This is a genomic window from Halomonas sp., from assembly GCF_041689495.1.
Lineage (GTDB): Bacteria > Pseudomonadota > Gammaproteobacteria > Pseudomonadales > Halomonadaceae > Halomonas.
The window spans coordinates 1-19,977 of record NZ_JBDNGD010000141.1; the positions used below are offsets into that span (position 1 = coordinate 1).

The 19,977-nt window shown below is 61.9% G+C and carries 23 protein-coding genes and 2 pseudogenes; 4 read left to right on the forward strand and 21 right to left on the reverse strand.

Translation table 11 applies throughout. The features are described 5' to 3' along the window. From ACESMD_RS04690 to ACESMD_RS04715, 6 genes are all read right to left on the reverse strand, one after another. Nucleotides 1–121, reverse strand: a 121-nt coding sequence (locus ACESMD_RS04690; protein ID WP_372610843.1) for an NAD(P)-binding domain-containing protein, incomplete at its 3' end; no start/stop codon positions are given. 31 nt (nucleotides 122–152) lie between these two features. Then, the gene (locus tag ACESMD_RS04695; protein WP_372610803.1) at nucleotides 153–1,310 is read right to left on the reverse strand and encodes an enoyl-CoA hydratase/isomerase family protein; all 1,158 of its coding nucleotides are present in this window, start codon (nucleotides 1,308–1,310) and stop codon (nucleotides 153–155) included. Nucleotides 1,311–1,379: 69 nt separating this feature from the next. Further along, complete coding sequence (locus tag ACESMD_RS04700; RefSeq protein ID WP_372610805.1) at nucleotides 1,380–1,958, reverse strand: hypoxanthine-guanine phosphoribosyltransferase; 579 nt, start codon at nucleotides 1,956–1,958, stop codon at nucleotides 1,380–1,382. Nucleotides 1,959–2,000: 42 nt separating this feature from the next. Next, complete coding sequence (gene nagZ, locus ACESMD_RS04705; protein ID WP_372610807.1) at nucleotides 2,001–3,017, reverse strand: beta-N-acetylhexosaminidase; 1,017 nt, start codon at nucleotides 3,015–3,017, stop codon at nucleotides 2,001–2,003. A 70-nt stretch (nucleotides 3,018–3,087) separates the two neighbouring features. Then, nucleotides 3,088–3,606 (reverse strand): L,D-transpeptidase family protein, encoded by a 519-nt coding sequence (locus ACESMD_RS04710; protein ID WP_372610809.1) that lies wholly within the window; start codon nucleotides 3,604–3,606, stop codon nucleotides 3,088–3,090. Beyond that, nucleotides 3,606–3,917, reverse strand: coding sequence for a hypothetical protein (locus tag ACESMD_RS04715; protein ID WP_372610811.1), 312 nt, complete (start codon nucleotides 3,915–3,917; stop codon nucleotides 3,606–3,608). Before ACESMD_RS04715 ends, ACESMD_RS04710 begins: the two co-directional genes overlap by 1 nt. 199 nt (nucleotides 3,918–4,116) lie before the next feature. On the opposite strand from ACESMD_RS04715, the gene lexA reads away from it, so the two are divergent. Continuing rightward, complete coding sequence (gene lexA / locus ACESMD_RS04720) at nucleotides 4,117–4,764, forward strand: transcriptional repressor LexA (RefSeq protein WP_372610813.1); 648 nt, start codon at nucleotides 4,117–4,119, stop codon at nucleotides 4,762–4,764. A 12-nt stretch (nucleotides 4,765–4,776) separates the two neighbouring features. Next, nucleotides 4,777–5,835: a DNA polymerase IV gene (dinB, locus tag ACESMD_RS04725; RefSeq protein ID WP_372610815.1), complete on the forward strand. Its 1,059-nt coding sequence runs from the start codon at nucleotides 4,777–4,779 to the stop codon at nucleotides 5,833–5,835. Between the two features lie 113 nt (nucleotides 5,836–5,948). On the opposite strand, the pseudogene purU reads toward dinB, so the two are convergent. Beyond that, nucleotides 5,949–6,803: pseudogene (gene purU / locus ACESMD_RS04730) on the reverse strand (formyltetrahydrofolate deformylase). A gap of 231 nt (nucleotides 6,804–7,034) precedes the next feature. Here purU and ACESMD_RS04735 point away from each other — a divergent pair. Then, complete coding sequence (locus ACESMD_RS04735) at nucleotides 7,035–8,636, forward strand: ribonuclease J (RefSeq protein ID WP_372610846.1); 1,602 nt, start codon at nucleotides 7,035–7,037, stop codon at nucleotides 8,634–8,636. A 218-nt stretch (nucleotides 8,637–8,854) separates the two neighbouring features. On the opposite strand, the gene ACESMD_RS04740 is transcribed toward ACESMD_RS04735, so the two are convergent. The 7 genes from ACESMD_RS04740 to mobA all read right to left on the reverse strand — a co-directional run bounded on the left by ACESMD_RS04740 (nucleotide 8,855) and on the right by mobA (nucleotide 14,109). Next, nucleotides 8,855–9,157 (reverse strand): hypothetical protein, encoded by a 303-nt coding sequence (locus tag ACESMD_RS04740; RefSeq protein ID WP_372610817.1) that lies wholly within the window; start codon nucleotides 9,155–9,157, stop codon nucleotides 8,855–8,857. Nucleotides 9,158–9,352: 195 nt separating this feature from the next. Next, entirely contained in the window at nucleotides 9,353–10,345 is a 993-nt protein-coding gene (gene moaA / locus ACESMD_RS04745) for a GTP 3',8-cyclase MoaA (RefSeq protein WP_372610848.1), read from the reverse strand. Between the two features lie 22 nt (nucleotides 10,346–10,367). Beyond that, nucleotides 10,368–10,814: a molybdopterin synthase catalytic subunit MoaE gene (gene moaE, locus ACESMD_RS04750; protein WP_372610819.1), complete on the reverse strand. Its 447-nt coding sequence runs from the start codon at nucleotides 10,812–10,814 to the stop codon at nucleotides 10,368–10,370. A 2-nt stretch (nucleotides 10,815–10,816) separates the two neighbouring features. Beyond that, entirely contained in the window at nucleotides 10,817–11,647 is an 831-nt protein-coding gene (gene moaC, locus ACESMD_RS04755; protein WP_372610821.1) for a cyclic pyranopterin monophosphate synthase MoaC, read from the reverse strand. Between the two features lie 13 nt (nucleotides 11,648–11,660). Then, entirely contained in the window at nucleotides 11,661–12,917 is a 1,257-nt protein-coding gene (glp, locus tag ACESMD_RS04760; protein WP_372610823.1) for a gephyrin-like molybdotransferase Glp, read from the reverse strand. Next, a complete protein-coding gene (mobB, locus tag ACESMD_RS04765; RefSeq protein WP_372610825.1) occupies nucleotides 12,914–13,507 on the reverse strand; it encodes a molybdopterin-guanine dinucleotide biosynthesis protein B in 594 nt (197 codons plus the stop codon). The genes glp and mobB overlap by 4 nt, the downstream gene beginning before the upstream one ends. Further along, nucleotides 13,504–14,109, reverse strand: coding sequence for a molybdenum cofactor guanylyltransferase MobA (mobA, locus tag ACESMD_RS04770; RefSeq protein WP_372610827.1), 606 nt, complete (start codon nucleotides 14,107–14,109; stop codon nucleotides 13,504–13,506). Before mobA ends, mobB begins: the two co-directional genes overlap by 4 nt. 231 nt (nucleotides 14,110–14,340) lie before the next feature. Between mobA and ACESMD_RS04775 the strand changes: the two genes are divergently transcribed. Beyond that, nucleotides 14,341–14,925 carry a cupin domain-containing protein gene (locus ACESMD_RS04775; protein ID WP_372610829.1) on the forward strand — a complete coding sequence of 195 codons (585 nt, stop codon included), beginning with the start codon at nucleotides 14,341–14,343 and terminating at the stop codon, nucleotides 14,923–14,925. 6 nt (nucleotides 14,926–14,931) lie between these two features. Here the strand turns inward: ACESMD_RS04775 and ACESMD_RS04780 are convergent. The 7 genes and pseudogenes from ACESMD_RS04780 to ACESMD_RS04810 form a co-directional block, all read right to left on the reverse strand. Next, nucleotides 14,932–15,174 (reverse strand): annotated as a pseudogene (locus ACESMD_RS04780) (uracil permease); the annotation flags it as partial. Nucleotides 15,175–15,294: 120 nt separating this feature from the next. Next, nucleotides 15,295–15,924, reverse strand: a complete 630-nt coding sequence (upp, locus tag ACESMD_RS04785; RefSeq protein WP_372610831.1) for a uracil phosphoribosyltransferase — start codon at nucleotides 15,922–15,924, stop codon at nucleotides 15,295–15,297. Between the two features lie 97 nt (nucleotides 15,925–16,021). Continuing rightward, on the reverse strand, nucleotides 16,022–16,705 hold the full coding sequence (gene ung / locus ACESMD_RS04790) for a uracil-DNA glycosylase (RefSeq protein WP_372610833.1): 684 nt from the start codon (nucleotides 16,703–16,705) through the stop codon (nucleotides 16,022–16,024). Nucleotides 16,706–16,708: 3 nt separating this feature from the next. Beyond that, nucleotides 16,709–17,188: a xanthine phosphoribosyltransferase gene (gene gpt / locus ACESMD_RS04795; RefSeq protein WP_372610835.1), complete on the reverse strand. Its 480-nt coding sequence runs from the start codon at nucleotides 17,186–17,188 to the stop codon at nucleotides 16,709–16,711. Between the two features lie 7 nt (nucleotides 17,189–17,195). After that, nucleotides 17,196–17,741 (reverse strand): adenine phosphoribosyltransferase, encoded by a 546-nt coding sequence (locus ACESMD_RS04800; RefSeq protein ID WP_372610837.1) that lies wholly within the window; start codon nucleotides 17,739–17,741, stop codon nucleotides 17,196–17,198. A 37-nt stretch (nucleotides 17,742–17,778) separates the two neighbouring features. Next, entirely contained in the window at nucleotides 17,779–19,083 is a 1,305-nt protein-coding gene (locus tag ACESMD_RS04805) for an NCS2 family permease (protein ID WP_372610839.1), read from the reverse strand. Nucleotides 19,084–19,302: 219 nt separating this feature from the next. Further along, on the reverse strand, nucleotides 19,303–19,932 hold the full coding sequence (locus tag ACESMD_RS04810; RefSeq protein WP_372610841.1) for a riboflavin synthase subunit alpha: 630 nt from the start codon (nucleotides 19,930–19,932) through the stop codon (nucleotides 19,303–19,305). Nucleotides 19,933–19,977: the final 45 nt, after the last annotated feature.

A 19,977-nucleotide genomic window follows, 5' to 3' on the forward strand; every position in this document is an offset into this window, starting at 1 on the left:
CCTCGAGGGTCTGCATGGCGGCCTCGACCAGGTCGAAGACGTGAACCTCGTGGCCGGCCCTGACCAGGTTGGTGGCCATGGGCGCGCCCATGTTACCGAGGCCGATGAAGGCAATCTTCATTGTTGATGCTCCTTGTTCCTGTTTACTGGGGTCAACCGGGGCGATTATCGGCACCAAGGTCTCGCAGGGGATTGGCCTCCTTGGACCAGAGTGGGCTCATCAGTGCCTGGATGTCGGCCTCGGGCACGGCAGCAACACTCTCGTGCTGCCACCGGGGCGCCCTGTCCTTGTCGATCAGCAGTGCCCGTACACCCTCCCTGACATCACCCAAAAGGCCACACTGGACAGAGAGACTGAGCTCGTTGCGCAAGGCCTCAGCCAGACCGACATGGCGGTGGCGTTCCAGCATCCGCAAGACCAGGTGAGCACTCATGGGGCAGCCCGCCGCAAGGCGTGCCCGGTTGGCGGTGAGCCAGGCATCATCACTGCCATCCTCGAGGATTCGCTCCACGGCAAGGATGGGGTCGACGCGCCCCACCAGGTGCTGGAGATGATCGAGATGCGGCCAGACCTGGGGTGCCGGTGCACCAGACCTGTCCTCCACGTCATCCATTGTTCGCTGGATGGCCAGACGCACATCGCGGGCAGAGTGAGAGCCGACGTCGGCCTCGGTCAGGGCAGCCAGCAATGAATCACGATTTCCCCGGGGTACGAAGGCATCGGCCAGGCCGAGGTCCAGGGCGTCCCGGCCATTGAGTTGCGCACCGGTAAGGCCCAGGTAGGCCCCGATACCCGGCGGCATCCTGTTAAGAAACCAGGTCGCCCCGATATCCGGAAAGAGGCCGATGGTGATCTCCGGCATGGCGATGCGGCTAGTCTCGGTGACCAACCGGTGAGACGCCCCGACCATCAGGCCAAGGCCACCCCCCATGACGATACCGTCACCCCACACCAGTATCGGCTTGGCGTACCTGTGGATGCGATAGTCCAGGCGGTACTCAGCGGCGAAATAGGTTGCCGCAAAGCCACCCTGGCGGGGATAAACGGCCGCCTTGTCTTCCTCGACCAGCGAGTCATGAAGGGCCACCACGTCGCCACCGGCACAGAAGGCCTTGTCGCCGCCCCCCTCCAGCCAGACCGCCAGGATCTGTGGATCGAGGGCCCAGGCGTCCAGCCTGGACTCGAGTAGATGGATCACCTCGAGCGATAAGGCGTTGAGGGACCGGGGCGCATCGAGCCTTGCCACTCCGATGCGACCGTCACCGCAGATGGTCAACTCGTCGAAGCGGACACCAGGTGCCGGCATCATTCGCATCTCCTGTCTCTAAACGGATGTCTGGGGATGAACAACGCCGTCAGGTGGCATGGGCCATATGCCTCAAAGACCCCGGGGAGCGAAGATGCCCGGCGCATTTCGCCAATACCCCTTGTAGTCCATGCCGAAGCCGAACACATAGCGATCGGCGACTTCCAGGCTGCAGTAGTCGGCATTGAGATCGGGCACCGCCTTGCGGACGTGCTGCTTGTCGACCAGTACCGCAGTGGCGATGCTGGCGGCACCGGCTTCCCGGCAGTAGGACAGGATGGCGGCCAGAGTGGCTCCCTCGTCGAGGATGTCATCGACGATCACCACATGACGCCCGGCCATGGGGACTTCCGGGGACACCCGCCAGAACAGCTCGCCGCCCCGCAGACCCCCTCGATAACGCGTCGCATGCAGGTAATCCACCTCCAGAGGAAAGCCCAGACGGGTCAGCAGATGCCCGGTGGTGATCAGGCCACCATTCATGACGCAATAGAAGACCGGCAGCTTGTCACCCAGGTCATGGGTAATCTCGGCCGCCATCCGGTCCAGGGCGAGTTCGACCTCCTGCTGTGTGATCAGGCAGTCGGCGTTGTCCATGATCTCTCGCATCGCGGCCAGGGACTGGTGGAAATCGGGATCGAGTCTGGGCATCGGGAATCGGCTCATGTCAAAAAGGAAGGGGAAACAGCAGAGTCATCGGGTCGCCGCCATGGCCTCCAGGCGGGCGTGTACACGACGCCATCGGGACAGCGCAGCCAGAGAGGAGAGATCGGGTCGGGCTCGGGCATAGCGCAGCTTCCTCGGGCGCCTGGCGACGCGACCCCGACAGGCCTCGATCACCTTGAGGGCCGCCCCTCGATCGTTGCAGACCAGCAGCATGTCACAGCCGGCCGCCAGCGCCGCCAGCGCCCGCTCACCGGGTGCCCCTGCATGGCTCGCCCCCACCATGGACAAGTCATCCGAAAAGATCACGCCCTTGAAACCCAGGCTCTCGCGCAACATGCCCAGCCAGAAGGGAGAAAAGCCTGCCGGTCGGGTATCGAACGCCGGATAGACCACATGGGAGGGCATGACGGCATCGAGACGGGAAGCGAGTTCGGCAAAGGGCCGGAGATCGTGATCGTGCAACTCGTCCAGAGGGCGGTCATCGATGGGCAGTTCATGGTGAGAATCTGCGGCAACGCCGCCATGGCCCGGGAAGTGCTTGCCCACCGCCACCATCCCCGCCTCATGCAGACCCTGAATGAAGGCACCCCCGAGCCGGGTGACGATATCGGGATCGGAGGAGAAGCTACGATCACCGATGACCGTGGAGGACCCCCCGTCCACATCCAGCACGGGGGCGAATGTCAGATCCAGCCCGCAGGCCGCCATTTCCTTGCCGAGCAACCAGCCGGCATCCTGGCAGAATCTGGTAGTGACCTCGGGCAGCAACGGGAAATCGCGGCCCAGACGCCCCATGGCGGGTAAGCGGGTGACCCCTTCCCGGAGCCGCTGCACCCGCCCGCCTTCCTGGTCCATGGCGAGCAACAGTTCCGGACGTAATCGACGCACCTCGTCACACAGCGACCGAAGCTGGTCGGCGGACTCGATATTGCGGGAAAAGAGGATCACACCCCCCACCTCGGGACGCAGGAGAAGTTCGTGTTCGTCTCGGGTCAGGCTGGGGCCTTCCAGATCCAGCATCACCGGGCCGAGGGACTGGGGCATGGTCATCTTCCTGGGTAAGCAAGGGAGCAAAGTCTAGACGAAACACCATGGGCGTGACAGCCATCCCGAGCTAGTCATGAATCCATACCGGCGTCCCCGGCACGGCGCGTGCGAAGACCGCAAGGAGATCGTCATCACGCATCCGAATGCAGCCATGGGACAGCGCTTCGCCCATGGGCTGATCGGGGGGGGTGCCATGCAGGTAGATGAATCGGCGCTGGGAATCCACATCCCCCCCACGGTTATACCCGGTCTCCAGCCCACACAGCCAGAGAATGCGCGACAGGATCCAGTCTCTATCGGGCTGGCTGATGGACCAGGCCGAGTCAAAGATTTCCCCGGTGGGTCGGCGGCCACGGAATACGGTTCCGAGCAGCCTGTCGCCACCGATGGCGGCACGCACATAGTGCCAGCCCAGTGGTGTCTGGCCACTCTCCTCCCTCTGGCCGGCACCGGCAAGACCGGTCGAGACGTGATGACGGGAAAGCACCTCCTCGCCCCGACGCATCGTCAACGCCTGGGAGGGAATATCGATCTCCAGCCAGACGCCCCCGTCGGGCGGCAAGTCATCCAGACGCGGGGTGGGCATCAAGTCACCTCGGCCAGAACCGGCGTCGGCAGGGGCGCATTCATTCCCGCCACCACCACGGGGCTCAACCGGCGCATCAGATCACGCACCGAGACATGCTCGTCGTAGTCCTTCTCGGCAATGTCGCGAAGGGCATCGAGACCCGAGAGGGTGAAGATCACGGTCCCCAGCATGAAGTGCAGGCGCCAGAATCGCTCGGCATCGGGCAGGTCGGGAGTGGCCTGGCGAAGCGATGTCTCGGCAAAGCCGCGCTCGGCGAACAATACCTCGGCCGTATCGAGGATCCGCGTGACGGTATCATTCTGAGCCATTAGCTAAGTCGCTCTGGTTATAATCAAGCGTTTGAACGCTCTGCCGACCATAGAATAACCAACCAAAGCAACCATTGCGACGGCAATTCAAGCGTTTGAAACACCATGGGATATCACAACAAACTTTTACTGGATGGAATTCCATGCTGTATGCTTGACCAAGCAACCCGATCCAGCCCTCACTCGCCGCGGAGGTCGCATGACACGCCCCCTCACCGAACGTCAGCAGAATGTCCATGACTTCATCGTCAAGACCATCGGCGACCTAGGCTATCCCCCGACGCGTGCCGAAATCGCCAGGGCGCTGGGATTCCGCTCACCCAATGCCGCCGAGGAACACCTGCGGGCACTGGAGCGCAAGGGGGTCATCCGCATGATCCCGGGGACCTCCCGGGGCATTCGCCTTTCCGCCCAGGAGACCACTGCGAACAAGGGAGAGGAATCCTCACAGGGACTACCCATCATCGGGGAAGTCGCCGCGGGGAGCCCGGTTCTCGCCGCCGAACACATCGATCGATACTGTCCCCTGCCCCCGGAATATTTCACCCCCAGAGCCGACTACCTGCTCAAGGTCCGTGGCCTGTCGATGAAGGGCATCGGCATCCTGGAGGGGGACCTCCTGGCCGTACACCGGACAGATCGTGTTCGCGACGGCCAGATCGTCGTCGTCCGACTCGATGACGAGGTCACGGTAAAACGATTCCACCGCCAGGGACACAGGGTCTCACTGGTCGCCGAGAATCCCGATTTCGACCCGATAGAGGTGGATCTGCGCCATCAACACCTGGAAATAGAGGGCATCGGTGTCGGCGTCATACGCGGTGGAAATGGCCAGGCCCTGAACTGATTCAGCGCCACCATGCAACGACTCCAGCGCAAGATCCTCCACGGCGACTGTGACTGCTTCTATGCCGCCGTGGAAATGCGCGATCGTCCCGAGCTTCGCGACATCCCCCTGGCGATCGGCGGTTCTCGTGAGCTCCGTGGCGTCATCGCAACCTGCAACTACCCAGCACGGGTCTTCGGTATTCACTCTGCGATGCCCACGGCTCTCGCCCTGCGCCTGTGCCCCCATCTGACGTTGCTGCCCGGCGATTTTGACCGCTACCGGAAGGTCTCGCGCCAGATCAAGGCCATCTTCCACGAACTCACTCCTCTGGTGGAACCGCTCTCCATGGATGAGGCCTACCTGGATGTCACCGATGTCGACGGCTTTCGAGGCAGCGCCACCTGGATGGCCCGCTGGCTCAAGGACGAGTGTCTGTCCCGCACCGGGATCACCCTCTCCGTGGGCGCCGCCCCCTCGAAGTTCCTGGCCAAGATCGCCAGTGACTGGGAGAAACCCGACGGCCTGACGGTGATCCCTCCGGAGCGGGTCGACGCCTTCGTGCGCGACCTGCCCGTGAAGAAACTCCACGGCGTGGGGCCGGCAACCGGCGCAAGGCTCGACGCCATGGGCATCCATACCTGCAATGACCTGCGCGAACTACCCATCGACCGATTACTGGACGAGTTCGGCAAGTTCGGACTCCGGCTACATGACCTGTCCCGCGGCATCGATGATCGCCCGGTACGTGTGGAGCGCGAGCGCAAGTCGGTGAGCGTGGAGACCACCTTCGACCGAGACCTCCCGGACCTCGAGACCGCCACCACCGCCCTCGCCCCGCTCTGCGAGAAGCTCCAGGGCCGCCTGGAACGACACGGCCACCCGCCAATGGCCGGGCTCTTCGTCAAGGTCCGCTTCGATGACTTCAGCCTCACTACCCTGGAGAGTCGCGGTCTTGCCCCCGATGCCGAGAGCTACACCCGTCTGCTCGAGCAGGCCTGGGCTCGTACAGGTCGCCCCGTGCGTCTACTCGGCGTCGGGGTTCGCCTGGTGCCAGAGGAAGCGAGACAGCAGCTGATCCTGCCGCTGTAATCAAGCAGCCCTCGCGGTTACTTCGTATCTATATAAGAGCAGCAGCCAGGGGGCGAGTACCGGCTCGGCGATCGTCATGTCGGCTCCCTAACTCGGACGGCCCATGCATGCGGTCACGCAAAGACCACCGTCTTGTTGCCGTGAATGAGCACACGATCCTCAAGGTGCCAGCGAAGCCCTCTGGCAAGAACCGCCTTTTCCACATCCCGCCCGAAACGCACCAGATCCGTCGGGGTATGGCAGTGGCTGACCCGATGGATGTCCTGTTCGATGATCGGGCCAGCGTCCAGCGCTACAGTCACGTAATGGCAGGTAGCGCCGATCAGCTTGACCCCACGTTCATGGGCCTGGTGGTAAGGCTTGGCACCGGCAAAAGAGGGCAGAAAACTGTGATGGATATTGATCACCCTGCCGGCATAGTGCTCGCAGAGCGATGGGGGAAGAATCTGCATGTAACGGGCCAGCACCAGCGTGTCGGCACCTGACTCTTCCACACGGCCCTGGATTTCGGCGAAGGCGCGGGCCTTGTCGTCAGGGGGCACCGGCACATGGTGGTATTGAATTCCATGCCATTCCACCAGACCACGAAGGTCCTCATGATTGGATATCACACAGGGGATCTCGCAGTCGAGTTCCCCCGCCGTCTAGCGATAGAGCAGGTCCACTAGACAATGGGATTCCCGTGAGGCCATCAGGACGACGCTGGGACGACGACGGGTATCGGTCAGTCGCCATTGCATGTCGAATTCGGCGGCGATGGGAGCAAAGGCCTCCCTCAGGGCTTGAGGTGACATGCCGATGGAATCGGCCAGGATCTCGTAACGCATGAAGAAGCGACCCGAAGCCAGGTCGGAGTGTTGGCTGGCCTCGGTGATGGAACCACCATGGCCGGCAATGAAGCCCGATACACGTGACACGATACCCACCCTGTCGGGGCAGGAAACCACCAGGCGATAATAATGCGACATGACAGATCCGCTGTTGAAGGCGACTGAAGATGACAGGCGTCACTCATTCTAACCGAGTAGCGACGCAGGGACACGGGCGGCGCGTTGTGAGGGCCGGCACCCATCCCGTATAGTGGCGGTCTTCATTTCCTGGTTTGCCCCTTCCCGATGTTTCGACCCCGAATCCAGATCCGCCCGCGCCGCCGACCCTCCCTGAACATCCTGCCGCTGGGGGGGTGTGGTGAGATCGGCATGAACCTGACGCTCTATGGAGTCGATCAGGACTGGATTGCGGTGGACTGCGGCATGATGATCCGCCAGGACCTGCCCGACACACCCCTGCAGGTTCCCAACACGGATTGCCTGACGACGCTGGCAATCACGCCCCGGGGCCTGATCATCACCCACGGCCACGAAGACCATATCGGTGCGACCGCCTGGCTGTGGCCGAAATGGGGCTGTCCGATCCACGCCACACCCCTGGCCGCCGGCCTGCTGCGAGCCAAGTTCGCCGAGCGAGGATTGAACAGCGATGCCATCAGGGTCATCGAACCCGGTGAAGCGATGGAGACGGGTCCCTTTACCCTGCGCTTCCTGGCCGTGACGCATTCCATGCCCGAAAGCTGCAGCCTGCTCATTACCGCCGGCGGCCACAGGGTACTGCATACAGGGGACTGGAAACTGGATGCCGATCCACTCATCGGTCCGCCGATCGATGCCGCGACCTTCCGCGCCATTGCGCCGGTGGATCTCGTAACGGGCGATTCGACCAATGCACCCCTGCCCGGGCATTCGCGAAGCGAGGGCGACGTCGCCGACGCCCTGATCGACGCGATCTCCCGCTGCGAGAGTCGAGTGGTCGTGTCCTGCTTCGCCAGCAATCTCGCCAGGGTCCTGGCCATCGCTCGAGCGGCGCGACACTCTGGGCGCCGGGTCAGTCTGATGGGGCGTTCAATGGAGCGCATGCTGGCCATCGCCAGGGGACTGGGCTATCTCGATGATTTTCCTTCCCTGGTTCCCGTGAATGATCTGGGTTACCTGCCCCCCGAGGAAGTCCTGGTCATCGCCACCGGGAGCCAGGGAGAACCTCGCGCTGCCCTGAGCCGACTTGCCCATGGACGCCACCCGTCCTTCGAGATGCGACCCGGCGACAGCGTGATATTTTCCGCCAAGGCCATCCCCGGAAATGAACATCTGATCGACCGGCTCAAGGCGAGCCTGAAACGTCTCGGCGTTACCCTGCTTGACGAATTCAATCATCCCGAACTGCATGCTTCAGGACATCCCGCCCAGGAGGAATTGCGCACCTTCTACGAGTGGGTCAAGCCTCGCCACCTGCTTCCCGTTCATGGAGAGCCGCGCCATCAGCAGGCCCACCGAGAACTGGCCGAACGACTCGGCATCCAGGCACCACTGCTCCCCGTTGATGGGGACATGATTCGCCTAGATACCGATGGCCTTCATCTCGAATCGAGGCGCGCCCAACCGCCCTGTATCGTCAAGCGTGATGCCATATCACCCTTGCCTGGCCTGGGCAACGACAGAGGTCATCGGTCTCGTCATGGCAGCCTCTACCTGGCACTCTCGGTTACGATCACGGAGGAAGGCGGCTGGACACGAATCGGACGGTTGATGCTGGATACCAGCCAGTGCAGCCCCCTGGACGAGGACGCCTTTTCCGACTGGCTGGATCACGAACTCCAGGGCTTGAGTGCCGATACCCTTGCCGATCTGCGATTGGCCATGCAACCTCGCATGCTGACCTGGTTTGCCGATCACTTGCACCGCGTGCCGGAGATCCACCTGCAGATCCTGGCCGTGGAATCACCGAGTACCAGTGAAGTGGAGCAGTAGACCCCTCCCGCTATCGGCACCACCCGACAGGCCCTCGGAACGAGTAAGGCGAGCCCCATGGCTCGCCTTACTCGTCTCGACACTGATGACCCGCGCCGCTCACACACGCCTATATTCGACACTCTTCTTGCAAAGAAAATCGACACATTGCCATGGAAATTCATCCCACGACAGGGGTGACGGCGTAAAGTCGAGACTCAGGAGTTGCACTTCCGACGTCACGACTTTCCTGCAGCCTTGCCCCCATTCTTGGGAGGACGACCACGCTTGCGCCTGGGTTGCTCGGCCACGAGGTCTTCCATGGAAAGCCCGGCATCATTGATCGCCTCACGGATCTCCGCCAGCTTTCGCTCCTTCTGGATCTCATCTTCCTTGCGCTGGCGTTCTTCATCCTGCTTGTGTTCGATCACCTCACCGATGACCTCGGCGAGTTTATGCAACTGTTCCATGCTCAGCTGGCGAGCCGCCGCCCGCGCCACATTCTTGTTGCGAGCAATTCGCTCCAGGGTTTCGCTGGACATTGACCCCTCCATGCCTCATGAAAGTAGAAGTCGCAGGGACTCCGTAACGAAAAAGTATAGGCAGACCCACCACCTTGGCAAGGAAAAGGTGAAGAATAATGTCCGATATTTCCATCGATACCTGTCGGGAAGGCTAAAAAAAAGACGACGCCATCTTGGCGTCGTCTCGGTCGACGAATGGTGGCAAGGTGTCTTTCAGCCGCCGGTCATGTTCATGAAGCGGACGACCTGAACCTCCCCATCGGTAGTGAAATGATGTCGCTCAGGCTTGAGCGACATGGCAGCAACAATGCTCGCCTTCAAGGGTTCGATATCCCCCGGGTGACGCCTGAGCACTTCTCTCAGGTCCACCGAATGCTCGTTACCCAGGCACAGCAACAACCGGCCTTCTACCGTCACCCGAACCCGATTGCATGAGGCGCAGAAATTATGGCTGTGTGGCGAGATGAAACCGACTCGACTCTCACTGTCGCTCATTCGAAAATAACGTGAAGGCCCCAGGGTGGTCTCGGTCGTGGGAAACAACTCGTGACGGGTCTCGATGAGGGCTTGTACCTCGTCACTGGAACAATAAGTTTCATCCCGGGAATGATCAGACACATCGCCCAATGGCATTTCCTCGATGAAGCTGATGTCCAGCCCCTCCCGACGAGCATAATCGACCAGGTCGATCACCTCGTCGTCATTACGACCCTTGAGAATGACCGCATTGAGCTTGGTCCGTTCGAAACCGGCCTCCTTGGCCGCCTGGATCCCCGCCAGCACCTTGTGGAGGTCACCGGTGCGAGTCAGCCGTCGGAAGCGATCGGGATCCAGGGAATCGAGACTGATGTTGAGACGCTCGAGACCCGCCTCACGGAGTCGTCTGGCCTGCTTGACCAGACCGGACCCGTTGGTGGTCATGGCGAAGTCCTTCAGCCCGGGCAGGGCACCGATATCCTTGATGAGATGATCGATATCACGCCGTACAAGTGGCTCACCGCCGGTCAACCGGATCTTTTCCACGCCGAGTTCCGTGAAGGCCCTGGCGACCAGGGCCAACTCCTCGAGGGTCAGAACCTGATCGCGAGGGAGGAAGGTCATGACCTCACTCATGCAGTAGACACAGCGGAAGTCACAGCGGTCCGTTACCGAGATACGCACATAGCTGACCCGCCTACCGAAGTCATCGATGAGTTCCTGGGGCATTGTCATTCTGGTCACTTCGCTCCTACTCCCATCGGCGCGCATCACTGAGGTCGGAATCCCGTTCTTCGACCCAGTACTGTCCGTCTGTGGCATGTTCCTTCTTCCAGAAGGGCGCGCGTGTCTTGAGATAATCCATGATAAAGTCGCAGGCCTCGAAGGCGGAACGTCGATGGGCGCTGGCGACGACTACCAACACGATAGGGTCTCCAGGGGCCAGACGTCCAATCCTGTGTATCAATCGAACACCGTCGAGGGGCCAGCGAGACTCTGCCTCACCCACGATTTCCTCCAGCGCGGTCTCGGTCATTCCAGGGTAGTGCTCGAGGAAGAGCCCGGTGACGGCTGGCCTTTCATTGAAGTCACGAACCAGCCCCGTGAAACTGACCACGGCACCGATATCCGTCCGGTCGCCCAGCAATGCCCGCTGTTCGGCGCCCGCATCGAAGGCCGCTTCCTGGACACGAATCATCCTCAACCTCCTGTCACCGGCGGGAAGAAGGCAACTTCGTCATCCTCGGTCACCGGGGTGCTATCCCCCGCCATCACCTGGTTGACCGCGCAGAGCACCCTGCCCTCCTCAAGCCCCGCAAAACGCGCATCCATCGCCTTCAACGCCAGCTTGATCCCGGCCACATCGGCGCTGGGCAGGGTATCGAAGGAAACCGAGAGTTCACCGACGCCGAGTCGTTCACGCAACTCGGCCAGGCACTTGACTCGGATGCCGGTGTCAGCCCCGTTGCCTCGAGACCTCAAGGATACCTGCCCGGCATCACCTTCGCTGGTCACGATGGGAACGCTTGAGGCCGCCTCCAGGGTCTCCTGCACCACATTCTCGCGGGAATAATCGCCGGAGCGCCCTCCCCGCTTGGTATCCAGATGGATGCTGCCGATCTCCATGGTCTTGTCCACAGCCTTGCACATGTCATAGAGCGTCAGGCAGGCCACCGAGACGGCCGTCAAAGCTTCCATTTCCACTCCGGTGCGACCCGTGAGTCGACAGCTGGCCGTCACCTCCACATAGCCCTTGTCGGCCTCGACATTGAAATCCACGGCGACACGGGATAATGCCAGGGAGTGGCACAAGGGAATCAATTCATGGGTACGCTTGGCGGCCTGGATGCCGGCAATACGGGCGGTGGCCAGGACATCACCCTTTGGCAGGCCTCCCTCGAGCAGCAGTGCCAGAGTGGCCGGCTCCATATGGATGCGCCCCGAGGCGCTCGCCTCTCGTCGACTTTCCGACTTGTCGGCGACATCGACCATATGGGCTTCGCCACGGGCATTGAGATGGGTCAGAGACATGGCAGTCGGCGCCTCATGGAAATCGAAACAGGGGTTGAATGGTAACCGATTCACCCGCCCTGACACCCTCACGATCTTCGCCGACTTCGATCAGGCAGTTGGCCTTCACCATCGAGGACAGGATGCCGGAGCCCTGAGCACCGGTACTGCAGACTCGCAGGGTGCCGTTCGCATCGGAATGATAAAGGCCCCGGATGAAGTCGACACGACCCGTGCGGCACGTCAGGGCATGATCGGCCAGGGCGGTCAGGCGGCATGGTTTGACGTTATCTCGCCCCTGCATCGTTGCCAGAAGCGGGACGACGAACTGCAGGAAGGTCACCATGACAGCGACCGGGTTGCCCGGCAGACCAAGAAAGGGCGTGCCCCGGGAACCGAGCCTGCCGCAGGCCAGGGGGCGCCCGGGGCGCATGGCGATACGCCAGAAACCCAGTTCGCCGATCTGGGCCAGCGCCGCTCGGGTGAAATCGGCTTCACCCACGGATACCCCGCCACTGGTAATGACCAGATCCGCCGAATCCGAAGCCTCGGCAAGCGCCTCGGCCAGGGAGGCCAGGTCATCGGGGATGATCCCCATGTCGATGACTTCCCCTCCGTGTTCCGCTATCAGACCACGCAGGGTAAAACGGTTGGTATCGAAGATATTCGCGGTCGGCAGCCTTGTGCCAGGGGCAGTGACCTCATCCCCCGTGGAGAAGATCGCCACTCGCGGACGGCGCCGCACGAGCGCTTCAGCCATGCCAAGTGACGCCAGCACGCCTAGCTCCGCAGCCGAGAGACGAGTGCCCGCAGGCAATACCAGGGTTCCCGCGGCGATGTCCTCACCGGCCAGGCGCACGTTCTGCCCACGACGGACCCGATCGGGACGATCGACGATCACCCGGTTCTCGCCGACTTCTTCCAGTTGTTCCTGCATGATCACGGTATCCGACCCGGGTGGCAGGGGTGCACCCGTGGTGATTCCCAGGCATTGGCCCGACAGGAGGGGAGTGTCATGCCGTGTCCCGGCGCGTACCTGGCCGACACGCTCCCAGCGGCTGGCGTCTTCGACGTTGTCGGGCCAGGCCAGGGCGATGCCGTCCATGGCAGCATTGGTGTGTCGGGGAACATCCAGGGGCGACATGACATCCCTGGCCAGCACCCGCCCATGCAACTCGGCCAGGGCAGATGTCTCGGCAGGCAGGGCGTCGGTGACCAAGGCGCAGAGGGCACCCCTGGCCTCATCCACGGACAGCATCCGTTCGCCGAGGTCGAAACAGGAAAGGGTCATCGAACGCCTTCCTCGACGGGACGACGCGGTATGCATTCAGCCGGCCACCGCGATGGCCAGGCGGCAATCCAGTCAGTGATGGCACCGAGATCATTGAGATCCAGCCACTGCACATCTCCGGGAAGGGACAGTTCGACATCACTGGCGACTGCCCTGATCCAGGGATCTTGCGCGGCACGCAACGGCTTGCCCAGATCCGGGCGATAGAGTTCCAGCTTGGGCAATGGCCAGGCCTTGAAACCCTCGACAAGCACGAGATCGGGACGATGAAGGCCGACCATCTCGATCAGCGCAGAAAGATCGGCCTCGTCGCGACCCGGGGTTTCCATCATCAGTGCCAGCCCGGCCCGTGACGCCACCAGCATCGGGACGGCGCCCGCCTGGCGCAGACGATGGCTGTCCTTGCCGGGCTGATCGACATCGAAGCCATGGTGGGCATGCTTGATGACCGCGACCTGGATGCCTCTTTCTCCGAGTCGCGGCAACAACTGCTCGAGCAGGGTGGTCTTGCCTGTCCCGCTCCAGGCCGCGATACCCAGGAGCGGGAGTCGAGTATCCAGGGTAAGTGACTCACGCCCGTGGGTAGTCATGCTGTCGGAAGTTCCTTGCGCAGCGCCACTTCCAGGTGCTGCTTGTCATCGACGGTATTGAGATTGGCAAAGGCACCGGGACAATCGGAAAAATCCACCTGGCACCAGGCATGGCGGTCGTACCATCTGTCGATCTTGCGTTCACCCGCCGCCAGGGAAATGCCCAGATCATCGACCAGGGCGGTACGGATCAAGGCCACCACGGGATGCAGACGGTCGCCGTCATGGGCCACGGCGATATCGGCATCACCGAGCCCGGCCAGCAGCCGCAACACCAGATCCCGGGGCAAGGCAGGGCTGTCGCAGGGCACGACGACCACCCAGGGCGTTCGACTCGCGCGCAGCCCACTGTAGATCCCCATCAGCGGGCCCTGATAGCCACCCTCCTCGTCGATGACCACCCGGTCGGCGAAGGCGCCATAGCGCTCCAGATGACGATTCGCATTGATCATCAGCTCCGCCGTGCCGTCCACCAGGCGTTCACGGACATGCACCACCAGAGGGTGGCCGGCGAAAGGTTCAAGCCCCTTGTCCCGCCCACCCATCCGGCGTCCCTGGCCCCCGGCCAGGATCAAGCCGCTGAGTTCGGCCTTCGTGATCATCGCGTCACCTGCTGTGCCTGCCTGCCATTGAATAGTGTCATTTGAGACTCATGATGCCTTAGCCCATCACCGGGTGCCACGTCGTGCGACCTTTGCCCTCACACAATGGACGGATGATTGACTCTCGGTCATCCCTGAGGCGTATCATGTGTGCATAATTCTTGACGCTCCTGCCTGACAGGCATTGCCCCGAGTGGCAAGCGACAAGCAAATATCATCACAGGATCGACCATGGAAGCAGGATTCGATGTCGGCGCCCGCCTGCGACAATTACGCAGCGATAGGGGCTTCTCCCAACGCGAACTGGCCAAGCGTGCCAGCGTGACCAACAGTACCATTTCACTGATCGAACAGAACAGCGTGAGCCCCTCGGTCAGTTCGTTGAAGAAGATCCTCGATGCCCTGCCGGTATCGATCAGCGCCTTCTTCGCCGGCGATGCCCTGGCCCGGCCACAACCCTTCTACCGTGCCGGGGAAATGACCGAAATCGGCGACGGCATCCTTTCCTGGCGACTGGTCGCGGCCCGACGTCCCGATCGCAGCATGTCGATCCTTCATGAGCGTTATCCGCCGGGTGCCGACACCGGCGAGGACATGCTGGAACACGAAGGCGAGGAAGGCGGCGTGGTGACTGCCGGAGAAATCGAAATCACGGTGAACAACGAGGTGGCCATCTTGAGGGCGGGAGACGCCTACTACTTCGATTCCCGCCTGCCCCATCGTTTTCGCAATATCGGTACCCAGGAATGCGTCATCGTCAGTGCCAATACCCCGCCGACTTTCTCGGAGGGCAGTAGCGAACAGCATCACGCCTGAGCCGGATTATTCGTTCTCGTCGGCCCCGGGCAAGACCGCATTGAGCAGGATACCCACCAGGGCCGCCAGGCTGACGCCCTGCAGGGTGAACTGACCCGCCCCACCGAACTGCATGCCGCCGATACCGAAGACCAGAATCAAGGACACCACCACCAGATTACGCGGGGCGGTGAGCGATTGTCCGGCCCGCACCAGGGTATTCATACCAATGACGGCGATGGAGCCGAACAGCAGGGTCATGAGGAGGCCAGAAAGACCGGCACCGGCATCCGCATCGGCGTCTGTCATGAAGCCTTCTCCAATCGAATCAACAGAAAAAACCCCAACCGGCAAACCCGATGGGGGATGAACAGCAACCCGGAAAGCGGATCATCGCGTGCCGAAGATCTTGTCCCCCGCATCACCCAGCCCGGGCACGATATAACCGTTCTGGTCGAGATGGTCATCGATGGCTGAGGTATAGATCTCGATATCGGGATAGGCCTCCTGGACCCGCTTGATCCCTTCGGGAGCCGCCACCAGGACGATGACCTTCATCTGCTGGCAACCGCGTTTCTTCAGCATGTCCAGCGTCGCCACCATGGTGCCGCCGGTGGCCAGCATGGGGTCGATGACGATGGCCATGCGCTCGTCCAGGTCATTAGCGAACTTGGCAAAGTAAGGCACCGGCTCCAGCGTCTCCTCGTCACGGTAGAGGCCCACCACGCTGACCCGGGCACTGGGAATCAGGTCGGTGACGCCGTCGAGCATGCCCAGACCCGCGCGCAGGATGGGCACGATAGTGACCTTCTTGCCCTTGAGCAGCTTCACCGGAATCTTGTTGCCGCTCCAGCCATCGATCTCCTGGGTCTCGAGTTCCAGGTCGCTGGTCGCCTCATAGGTGAGCAGCTTGGCCAGCTCGCCGGCCAGTTCGCGGAAGCTCTTGGTACTGATGCCGGCTTCGCGCATCAGACCGAGCTTGTGCTGGACCAGGGGATGCTGGATGGCGTGGACGCTCATGGGGAACCTCTTGGAAGCTGATGGGTACCTGGCGGCTATCGTCGGATGGACAGCAACGACAAATTGCCAGCCATTCTAACCGCATCCTGCTTTGAGGTTAAGGCTGGGCGGGCAGCTGCCAGTCGATTGGCTCACGCCCGTGCTCCACCAGAAAGGCGTTGGCCCTGGAGAAGTGGTGGTTGCCGAAGAAGCCGCGATGGGCCGAGAGTGGCGAAGGATGCGGGGACTCCAGGACGAGGTGTCGACGGGTATCGATCAGGAGCTTCTTCTGACGGGCATGGCTCCCCCAGAGGAGGAAGATCGAAGGCTCGGCATGCTCATTGATCGTTGTGATGGCGCGGTCGGTGAAGGTCTCCCAGCCCTTGCCACGATGGGAACCGGCATTGCCCTGCTCCACCGTCAGCGAGGTATTGAGCAGCAAAACGCCCTGGCGAGCCCAGTGCTCAAGATTGCCGTGCCCCACCGGACGGAAGCCCAGGTCCGCCGCGAGTTCCTTGTAGATATTGACCAGAGAGGGCGGCAAGGGGACACCGGGACGCACGGAGAAGCACAGGCCATGGGCCTGACCCGGGCCATGATAGGGATCCTGGCCCAGCATCACCACCTTGACCCGGTCGAGCGGCGTCAGCTCGAAGGCACGAAACCAGTGTGACGAGTGTGGATAGATGACCTTCCGCGCATCCTTCTCCCGGGCCAGGAAGTTTCGCAGGGCCTGCATGTAGGGAGCTTCGAACTCGACGCCCAGCCACTGCTGCCAGCTGTGGGGAAGCGGGGAGTTCATGGTTCAGCGCTTGACCTGGTTGACCAGCGGCTCGACGTAGGCAACGCCCATGTCCCAGGGAAACTGGATCCAGCAGTCCTGAGCCACCTCGGTGAGGTACTGATCCACCAGCGGGCGCCCTTCCGGCTTGGCATAGATGGTGATGAAGTGAGCCTTGGGCAGCATTTCGCGAACCTTGCGGGCCGTCTTGCCGGTATCCACCAGGTCATCGACGAGCAGCCAGCCAGCGCCGTCGTGATCGACGCCCTTGAGCACGTCCGGGGCGGACTGCTCCATGTGATCGTAGCTCTTGATGCAGACGGTATCGATCAGCCGGATATTGAGCTCCCTGGCGATCAAGGCCGCCGGGATCAGGCCGCCACGGGTGATGGCGATGATCCCGCAGAAGTCACGCTCGATCATCTGGTGACAGAGTTCACGTACGTCACGATGCAACTGGTCCCAGGAGACGGTGAAATGCTGGTGATAGCGATGCGTAGACATGCGTGGGTCACTCTGCTTCGGTGAAGGAGCAGACCGCGAAGACGCCATAGCCGGCCGCGCGAATCCTCTCGGAACCGCCGAGATCCGGCAGGTCGATGATGGTGGCGGTTTCCACCACCTGGCCACCGCTGCGGGTGATCAGTCTTGCCGCCGCCAGCATGGTGCCGCCTGTCGCGATCAGGTCATCGACCAGCAGGATGCGGTCACCCTGGCGGAAAGCATCGGAGTGAAGCTCGACCTCCGACTTGCCATATTCCAGGGTGTAGGTCTCGCTGATGGTCCTGAAAGGCAGCTTGCCCTTCTTGCGCACCGGCACGAAGCTGCATCCCAGTTCATAGGCCAGGGGTGCGCCGATGATGAACCCCCGAGCATCGATGGCAGCGAGGGCATCCAGTTCCATCTCCTGATAGCGATGCACGAAGCTGTCGATCAGCTTGCGAAAGGCGGCACTATTTTGCAGCAACGGGGTGATGTCACGAAAATTGACCCCCGGCTGGGGCCAGTCGGGGACAGTACGTATCACGGACTTGATGTAGTCGCCATAGATGCTCATCAATACGAATCTCGTTGGGTGAATGCCGTCGACAGCGTCAGTCGATGAACAGGAACTTGGCAGCAAACAGCAATGCCAACACGATCACGGCAGGGTTCAAGTCGCTGAAACGGCCTGAAAGTGTCTTGATCGCGGCATAGCTGATGAAACCCAGGGCGATCCCCTCGGCAACGGAGAAGGTCAGTGGCATGGCCAGCGCCGCAATCAGTACCGGCGCGGCATCGGTGGGGTCCTCCCAGTTCGCATGGGCCAGGCTACCGGCCATCAACACGGCCACATAGAGCAAGGCACCGGCGGTCGCATAGGTGGGAATGGACCCTGCCAGGGGCGCAAAGAAGAGGCTGACCAGAAAGAGTAGCGCCACCACTACGGCGGTGAGACCGGTCCGGCCTCCGGAAGCGATGCCAGCCGTGGACTCGATGTAGCTGGTCGTCGTCGAGGTACCCAGTACGGCACCGGCCATGGAAGCTCCACTGTCGGCCATCATGGCACGCCCCAGACGCGGCAGCTTGCCATTCTCGTCGAGCAGCTTGCCACGCTGTGCCACACCCACCAGGGTACCGGACGTATCGAAGAGGTCGACGAACAGGAAGGCAAAGATGACGCTCAGCATGGCGATGTCCAGGGCACCCCAGAGATCCAGTGCCATGAGTGTCGGGGCAATGGAAGGCGGCATGGACATGAAACCACCGAACTCGTTGTGGCCGAACAGAATCGCCAGCATGGTGATGCCGAGGATGCCGATCATTACCGCCCCGGTAACCTTGAGATACGCCAGGGCAGTGATCACGAAGAAACCCAGCAGCGCATAGAGGGCAGACGGCTGGGAAAGGTCCCCGAGGGCCACGAAGGTCGCGGGGTTGGCGACGACAATACCGGCATTCTTGAGCGCAATCATCGCCAGGAAGAGGCCGATCCCTGCGGCAATCCCCAGTCTCAGCGATAGCGGTATGGAATTGATGATCCACTCGCGGATCTTGAAGACACTCAGCAGGAAGAAGATGAAGCCGGAGAAGAAGACGGCACCCAGGGCCGCTTCCCAGGTATGCCCCATCCCCAGCACGACGCCGTAGGTAAAGAAGGCATTGAGCCCCATGCCCGGTGCCTGGGCAATGGGATAATTGGCCCAGAGCCCCATGATCAGACAGCCCACCGCGGCGGCCAGGCAGGTGGCGACGAAGACGGCGCCATAGTCCATGCCTGCTTCGGAAAGGATGCTGGGATTGACGAAGATGATGTAGGCCATGGTCAGGAAGGTGGTGATCCCGGCGATGACCTCGGTCTTCACAGTGGTATCGTGTTCGTCGAGCTTGAACTGGTTATCGATCAGGCGTTTCAGCATGGATGTCGGTCCTGCGCGCGATGACGCCGTGGCGTCCGGGGGGCGATGAAAGCTGGCCATGGTACCCAAAGCCTCTGCATCTTGCGAGACGCCCGGGAGGTCAGTGGCAGCAAGGTCACCCCTATTTAGGCAAATTACGGGGCATTCGCCACCCTGATGGCCAACGTAAACGTGACGGAATGGTCAACTGTTCTATTTGAGGCGTCAGAGGTTGAGGTGTCAGAGGCCCCGCATTTCCAGTACCCGCTCCACCGTCTCGACGATGGCCTGGGTTTGGGGGTCAATCTCGATATTGACCCGGTCACCCGCGACCCGGTCAACCAGGGTCGTGCGTGCAAGGGTTTCGGGAATCAGGTTCACGGAGAACCGTGGACATCCGACACCCGTCTGAGAGCGGACCTCACCGATGGTCAGACTGATACCGTCTACACCAATGTAGCCCTTCTCGAACAGGAAACGCCCCATCTCTCGCGGCAGATCGAACCAGAGGCGTCGGTTATTGGGAGCCGCCTCGAGCTCAACGAGTTCAGCTGCGCAGATCACATGTCCGGACATGGCATGGCCGCCGATCTCGTCGCCGAAACGCGCCGCTCGCTCGATATTGACGCGACTGCCCACCTTCAGTGCACCGAGATTGGTCACGCGAAGGGTCTCGCGCATCAGGTCGAAGCTGACGCGATCCCCCTCGATGGCGGTCACCGTCAGGCAGGCCCCGTTGTGGGCCACCGAGGCACCCAACGCCAATCCCTCGCGCAGCGCTTCCGGCAGCGCCAGCACATGGGTGCGAAAGTCCTCCGCCTCCTGGATGGCCACCACCTCGGCGGTGCCCTGTACGATTCCTGTGAACATGATCGTTCCTCGTGCTGACCGGCCTGGCTCGGACCACCCGAAGGC

What these genes read in the sequence shown, in the direction of transcription:
- ACESMD_RS04805 (WP_372610839.1), bottom strand. Translation starts at nt 19,083, where the DNA reads ATGCTGAAACGCCTGATCGATAACCAGTTCAAGCTCGACGAACACGAT.
- ACESMD_RS04800 (WP_372610837.1), bottom strand. Translation starts at nt 17,741, where the DNA reads ATGAGCATCTATGGCGACTACATCAAGTCCGTGATACGTACTGTCCCC.
- lexA (WP_372610813.1), top strand. Translation starts at nt 4,117, where the DNA reads ATGACACGCCCCCTCACCGAACGTCAGCAGAATGTCCATGACTTCATC.
- ACESMD_RS04710 (WP_372610809.1), bottom strand. Translation starts at nt 3,606, where the DNA reads ATGCCCACCCCGCGTCTGGATGACTTGCCGCCCGACGGGGGCGTCTGG.
- ACESMD_RS04695 (WP_372610803.1), bottom strand. Translation starts at nt 1,310, where the DNA reads ATGATGCCGGCACCTGGTGTCCGCTTCGACGAGTTGACCATCTGCGGT.
- ACESMD_RS04700 (WP_372610805.1), bottom strand. Translation starts at nt 1,958, where the DNA reads ATGCCCAGACTCGATCCCGATTTCCACCAGTCCCTGGCCGCGATGCGA.
- moaC (WP_372610821.1), bottom strand. Translation starts at nt 11,647, where the DNA reads ATGTCTCTGACCCATCTCAATGCCCGTGGCGAAGCCCATATGGTCGAT.
- mobA (WP_372610827.1), bottom strand. Translation starts at nt 14,109, where the DNA reads ATGATCACGAAGGCCGAACTCAGCGGCTTGATCCTGGCCGGGGGCCAG.
- ACESMD_RS04715 (WP_372610811.1), bottom strand. Translation starts at nt 3,917, where the DNA reads ATGGCTCAGAATGATACCGTCACGCGGATCCTCGATACGGCCGAGGTA.
- ung (WP_372610833.1), bottom strand. Translation starts at nt 16,705, where the DNA reads ATGAACTCCCCGCTTCCCCACAGCTGGCAGCAGTGGCTGGGCGTCGAG.
- dinB (WP_372610815.1), top strand. Translation starts at nt 4,777, where the DNA reads ATGCAACGACTCCAGCGCAAGATCCTCCACGGCGACTGTGACTGCTTC.
- gpt (WP_372610835.1), bottom strand. Translation starts at nt 17,188, where the DNA reads ATGTCTACGCATCGCTATCACCAGCATTTCACCGTCTCCTGGGACCAG.
- mobB (WP_372610825.1), bottom strand. Translation starts at nt 13,507, where the DNA reads ATGACTACCCACGGGCGTGAGTCACTTACCCTGGATACTCGACTCCCG.
- glp (WP_372610823.1), bottom strand. Translation starts at nt 12,917, where the DNA reads ATGACCCTTTCCTGTTTCGACCTCGGCGAACGGATGCTGTCCGTGGAT.
- upp (WP_372610831.1), bottom strand. Translation starts at nt 15,924, where the DNA reads ATGAGCGTCCACGCCATCCAGCATCCCCTGGTCCAGCACAAGCTCGGT.
- ACESMD_RS04775 (WP_372610829.1), top strand. Translation starts at nt 14,341, where the DNA reads ATGGAAGCAGGATTCGATGTCGGCGCCCGCCTGCGACAATTACGCAGC.
- ACESMD_RS04735 (WP_372610846.1), top strand. Translation starts at nt 7,035, where the DNA reads ATGAACCTGACGCTCTATGGAGTCGATCAGGACTGGATTGCGGTGGAC.
- ACESMD_RS04740 (WP_372610817.1), bottom strand. Translation starts at nt 9,157, where the DNA reads ATGTCCAGCGAAACCCTGGAGCGAATTGCTCGCAACAAGAATGTGGCG.
- ACESMD_RS04810 (WP_372610841.1), bottom strand. Translation starts at nt 19,932, where the DNA reads ATGTTCACAGGAATCGTACAGGGCACCGCCGAGGTGGTGGCCATCCAG.
- moaE (WP_372610819.1), bottom strand. Translation starts at nt 10,814, where the DNA reads ATGATTCGTGTCCAGGAAGCGGCCTTCGATGCGGGCGCCGAACAGCGG.
- nagZ (WP_372610807.1), bottom strand. Translation starts at nt 3,017, where the DNA reads ATGCCCCAGTCCCTCGGCCCGGTGATGCTGGATCTGGAAGGCCCCAGC.
- moaA (WP_372610848.1), bottom strand. Translation starts at nt 10,345, where the DNA reads ATGCCCCAGGAACTCATCGATGACTTCGGTAGGCGGGTCAGCTATGTG.